This window comes from Caldimonas mangrovi (assembly GCF_023721835.1).
Classification (GTDB): domain Bacteria; phylum Pseudomonadota; class Gammaproteobacteria; order Burkholderiales; family Burkholderiaceae_C; genus Caldimonas; species Caldimonas mangrovi.
The window spans coordinates 1-824 of record NZ_JAMKFE010000050.1 but is presented as its reverse complement, the minus strand read 5'-3'; the positions used below and the strand labels follow the sequence as shown (position 1 = coordinate 824).

Genomic DNA, 824 nt, shown 5'->3' with positions numbered 1-824 from the left:
TCTTTGAACCATGGCAACGAGCGCAACAGCCGAGGCAAGACCTGTAAGGACCAGGCCGACGCGCAGACAGCGTGCCAGACGCGGCCGGTTCGGTTGATGCGCATCGGTCGTCATGAGGCGTCTAACGATTGACGTGAGCGGCACGCAACGGCGCCGCCGATGCTGACGGAGCTAGCAATCGCCGCCCGCCGTTGTGTGTCCGCTCGACGGAAGGGTTAGGCAGCGGTTCTCCGATGTGCATGACTGCATTCGCATGAGCAGCCATGTTCATCTCGGAGAGCTGAAGGTCAGAGCGAACTTGCCAGAACTCAGTAGCAGCATGTTCGATCCGAAGTCCTGATCGCAGGAGTTCTCATCCACGAACTCCCGCTCGTCACCGAGGAAGACTACAAAAGGGAAACACTCTGTGTTCGTGATCACGTTCACACAGCCTCCAGCAGCACGAAGATGATGGCTGGCCTCGTCAGCCCACAAGCGAACGCCAATGATATTGCCCGTCTTCGTTCTCAGCCAATCGTAGAAGCCCAGCCAATCTCCCGCTCCGGAGTCTTTGAACACTTCGCCCTCGAGCACGAGTTCCGACTCCGATACATCGGGAATCGGGTAAACGCATGGCCGTTCGACTGCGGAGAGAACTACGGCGACTGTTCCGGTCGATTGAAGAGCATTGTTCATGTGCGCTTGGCGGTCGCCGCTGCCTAGACAAGATGGCTTGACTTGAGGCGGCCCGCCTCCAGGACTACCGTGGATTGCGCACCTGGGGTGTGCCGAGCCACAAGGCGGAGCCCGAGGGCGACCGCATGTTTGTCAAGGAGACGGGCCAT

General features: G+C 59.3%; 1 protein-coding gene. It reads right to left on the bottom strand.

Going from position 1 to position 824, the window contains the following annotated elements; translation table 11 throughout:
• Positions 1-267: 267 nt before the first annotated feature.
• Positions 268-675: a hypothetical protein gene (locus tag M8A51_RS26180; RefSeq protein WP_251781564.1), complete on the bottom strand. Its 408-nt coding sequence runs from the start codon at positions 673-675 to the stop codon at positions 268-270.
• Positions 676-824 lie beyond the last annotated feature (149 nt).